Source organism: Rhodococcus sp. R1101 (genome assembly GCF_000278445.1).
Lineage (GTDB): Bacteria > Actinomycetota > Actinomycetes > Mycobacteriales > Mycobacteriaceae > Rhodococcus > Rhodococcus gordoniae.
Map to the genome: position 1 here is coordinate 1 of NZ_AJVB01000298.1, position 4576 is coordinate 4576.

General features: G+C 67.1%; 2 protein-coding genes. Both read right to left on the reverse strand.

Going from position 1 to position 4576, the window contains the following annotated elements; genetic code table 11:
* The coding region (locus tag R1101_RS0116335; protein ID WP_081494109.1) for a multifunctional oxoglutarate decarboxylase/oxoglutarate dehydrogenase thiamine pyrophosphate-binding subunit/dihydrolipoyllysine-residue succinyltransferase subunit at nucleotides 1-2666 on the reverse strand (2666 nt) is incomplete at its 3' end.
* A 203-nt stretch (nucleotides 2667-2869) separates the two neighbouring features.
* Nucleotides 2870-4576: ABC transporter ATP-binding protein (locus R1101_RS27095; protein WP_016934454.1), on the reverse strand; the 1707-nt coding region annotated here is incomplete at its 5' end.

Below are 4576 nucleotides of genomic sequence, written 5' to 3' on the forward strand. Positions count from 1 at the left end.
CGCTTCTCGAGCACCGGCTTGACGCGCGGGTGGACGGTGAAGCCCTCGGGTGCCTCGGCGAAGGCGTCGCCGATCCGCTCGAGCACCGAACGGTCGACGGAGGTGTCGAGACGCTTGGGCGGGGTCTGGTCGAGCTCGACCGACTCCGACGGCTCCGGCTGGTACTTCTCGAGTTCGCGGACTTCGTTGAAGACGCGTTCGAGCTGTCCCTGGTAGTCGCGCAGGGCGTCTTCCGCTTCCTTGAGCGAGATGTCGCCGCGGCCGATCAGGGCCTCGGTGTAGCTCTTGCGGACGCTGCGCTTGGTGTCGATCACGTCGTACATCGCGGGCTGGGTCATCGACGGGTCGTCGCCCTCGTTGTGACCGCGACGGCGGTAGCAGATCATGTCGATGACGACGTCCTTGTGGAACTTCTCGCGGAAGTCCACGGCGAGCTTCGCGACCCACACGCAGGCCTCGGGATCGTCGCCGTTGACGTGGAAGATCGGCGCACCGATCATCTTCGCCACGTCGGTGCAGTACTCGGACGAACGCGAGTGCTCCGGCGCGGTGGTGAAGCCCACCTGGTTGTTGACGACGATGTGCACGGTGCCGCCGGTGCGGTAGCCGCGCAGCAGTGCGAGGTTGAGGGTCTCCGCCACGACACCCTGACCGGCGAACGCAGCGTCGCCGTGCAGCAGCAGCGGCAGGACGGTGAAGCCGTCCTCGCCCTTGTCGAGGATGTCCTGCTTGGCGCGGACGAGTCCCTCGAGCACCGGGTTGACCGCCTCGAGGTGCGACGGGTTCGCGGTGAGCGAGACCTTGATGTCGTTGTCGCCGAACATCTGGATGTAGGTGCCCTCGGCGCCGAGGTGGTACTTCACGTCGCCGGAACCGTGAGCAGCGGCCGGGTTCAGGTTGCCCTCGAACTCGGAGAAGATCTGCGAGTACGGCTTGCCGACGATGTTGGCGAGCACGTTCAGACGACCGCGGTGCGGCATCGCGATGGCGACCTCGTCGAGCGTGTGCTCGGCGGCCTGGTCGATGATCGCGTCCATCATCGGGATGACCGATTCGGCGCCTTCGAGCGAGAAGCGCTTCTGACCGACGTACTTGGTCTGCAGGAACGTCTCGAACGCCTCGGCGGCGTTGAGGCGGCTCAGGATGTACTTCTGCTGGGCGACCGTCGGCTTGACGTGGTGCGCCTCGACGCGCTCCTGCAGCCACTGCTGCTGCTCGGGTTCGAGGATGTGGGTGTACTCGACACCGACGTGGCGGCAGTACGCGTCGCGCAGCACCGACAGCACGTCGCGCAGCTTCATCTTCTGGCGGCCGTGGAAGCCGCCGACGTTGAACTCGCGATCGAGATCCCACAGTGTCAGGTCGTGGGTCGTGACGTCGAGGTCGGGATGCGAGCGGAACTTGTCGCGCACGAACTGCAACGGATCGGTGTCGGCCATGAGGTGGCCGCGGCTGCGGTAGGCGGCGATGAGCTCGAGCACACGGGTGTGCTTGTCGACGAGGCCTTCCGGCACGTCCTTGCGCCAGCGGACCGGCTCGTAGGGGATGTGCAGGGTGTGGAAGACGCCGTCGTAGAAGTCGTCGCTGATGAGCAGCTCGTGGATCTTCTTCAGGAACTCACCCGACTCCGCGCCCTGGATCACGCGGTGGTCGTAGGTGGAGGTGAGCGTCAGCAGCTTGCCGATCCCCATCTCGGCGATCCGCTCGTCGGACGCGCCCTGGAACTCGGCGGGGTACTCCATCGCACCGGCGCCGATGATCGCGCCCTGGCCCTGCATCAGACGCGGAACCGAGTGCACGGTGCCGATGCCGCCCGGGTTGGTCAGCGAGATCGTGACACCCGAGAAGTCGTCGCCGGTGAGCTTGCCGTCGCGGGCGCGGCGCACGATGTCCTCGTAGGCCGAGTAGAACTGCGCGAAGTTCATCGTCTCGCAGTTCTTGATGGCGGCCACCACGAGCGAACGCTGGCCGTTCTTGCCCGGCAGGTCGATGGCGAGACCGAGGTTGGTGTGCTGCGGCACGACCAGGTTCGGCTTGCCGTCGATCTCGGCGAAGTGGTTGTTCATGTTCGGGAACGCCTTGACCGCCTGGACGATCGCGTAACCGAGGATGTGGGTGAACGAGACCTTGCCGCCCCGGGTGCGGGCGAGATGGTTGTTGATGACGATGCGGTTGTCGAACATCAACTTCGCGGGGACCGCGCGAACACTGGTGGCCGTCGGGATCGACAGCGAGGCGTTCATGTTCTTCGCAACGGCAGCAGCGGCGCCGCGCAGAACCTTCTTCTCCTCGGCGGCCGGGGCCGACGGGGCAGCTGCCGGCTTCGGGGCCGGCTTCGCCGGCGCGGCCTGGGCCTTCGGCTGGGTTGCAGGCTTGGTCTCGGCCTTCGGTGCGGGCTTCGCCGGGGCGGCCTGGGCCTTCGGTGCGGGCTCGGTGGGGGCCGAAGCGGAGGAACTCGGCGCAGATGCGGTGCTCGGCGCGGGCTTCTCGGTCGTGGCGGTGTCGGAGCCGTTGGTACCTCCGGCCACCGCAGCTTCCGGCGAATAGTCGGTCAGAAATTCGTGCCAACTCGCGTCCACGGACGAAGGGTCGTCCTGGAAGCGCTGGTACATCTCGTCAACCAACCACTGGTTCTGTCCGAACTGTGATGTAGAGCTGCTGCTCACGGCAGTTGTTCGCCTCGTTTCTTTCTTCGGTACCCGATCGGAGCGCCTGTGAATATGAGGCTAGCCCGTGGCATGTGACGATCCGAACTGACCGCTCATGTCGGTGGGCTAGCTCACAATCTGGTGCGATGGGGTCTCCATCGATGACGGTTCTCGAGAGCCGATTATTCCCTCAAAGGTGCATCGGCGCAGCGCGCACCCCGTTACAAACGTGAGGACGATCTCATGTTCGATCCTTCCGTTGCAGATGTGAGCAAGGCCTCGGGCTCCTCCGGAACGAGACCACCGGTAGCGAGTTGCCACAAAGTGGTGTACAGACCTCCCGCTCGGCGCAGTTCGTCGTGGGGCCCGCACTCGACGATACGGCCGTCGTCGATGACGACCACGAGATCGGCGCGAGCGGCGGTCGCGAGACGGTGCGCCACCACTACGGCCGTTCGCGAACGCGCCACCCGCGCACCCGCCTCGAGCACCGCCTTCTCGGTGGCGGGATCGAGGGTCGCGGTGGCCTCGTCGAGCAGCAGCAGGTCGGGGTCCACCAGTTCTGCGCGCGCGAGCGCGATGAGTTGCCGCTGGCCCGCCGACAGACCCTGCCCGCGCTCACCCACCGGATGATTCATGCCGCCGGAGAGCCCCGCGACCATGTCGAGCGCCCCGACGGCCCGCGCGGCAGCCTCGATCTCCTCGCGTGATGCGTCGGGCCGGCCGTACGCGATGTTGGTCGCCACCGTGCCCGTGAACAGGTGCGCCTCTTGCGGAACGACACCGAGCCGGCTGCGATAGTCGCGCAGGCGGTACCGGCGCAGATCGGTCTCGTCCACCCGCACCGAACCCGAAGTGGGGTCGTAGAACCTCGCGAGCAGCTTGACGACCGTCGACTTCCCGGCGCCGGTCCGGCCCACCAGAGCGACCGTCGACCCGGCCGGGATCCTCAGGTCCACCCCGCTCAGGGCTTCGCGTTCGGCCTCGCGGTACCGGAAACCGACCTCCTTCAGGTGGACGTCGCCGCGGAGGTGCCCGGTGACGGCGACCGTGCCCTCCTGCGCCGACTCGAGCGAACTCTCGGTCCGCAGGAGGTCGCCGATCCGGTGCAGACCCACCCTCGCCTGCTGGTAGCCGTCGAAGACCTGCGACAACTGCTGGATGGGTGCGAACAGCAGGTTCAGGTACAGCACGAACGCGATCAGCACACCCGGGCCGACCGCACCCGACGCCACCTCGCGCGCCCCGACGAAGACGACCGCGGCGAGCGCGAGGTCGGACAGGAAGGTGATGAACGGGAAGTACAGCGAGATCGCCCGTTGCGAGCGCAGGCGGCTGCGCCGATAGGCCTCCGCGCGCTCGGCGAAACGACGGGCGGCGGTCTCCTCCCGGCGGTAGGCCTGCGCTGCGCGCAGACCCGTGACGTTCTCCTGGAAATCCGCGTTCACCACGGATATGCGTTCGCGGGACTGCGCGTATGCCGTCCCGGAGATCTTCCGGAACCACAAGGTCGCGACCACCAGGACGGGCAGCACCGCCAGCACCACCAGGGCCAGGGACAGATCGGTCGCGATCAACGCGACCGAGATGCCGGTGAGCGTCAGCACCGCCACCACCGCGGTGGACAGGCCGGTCTGGATGAACTGCGACAACGCGTCCACATCGGTCGTCATCCGGGTCATGATCCTGCCCGACAGTTCACGTTCGTAATAGTCAAGTCCGAGTCGCTGCAGGTGTGCATACGAGCGCACGCGCAGCCCGAACAGCACCCGCTCGCCCGCGCGCGCGGTGAGCACGGTGAGGATCGCGACCGCGATCCAGCCGAGCAGCGCGAGGACCACACCCGCGGCGGTCGCCTGCCACAACCGCGACGGCTCGCCCGGCGTCACCCCGAGGTCGACGGCAAACCGTACGAGCGACGGGAACGC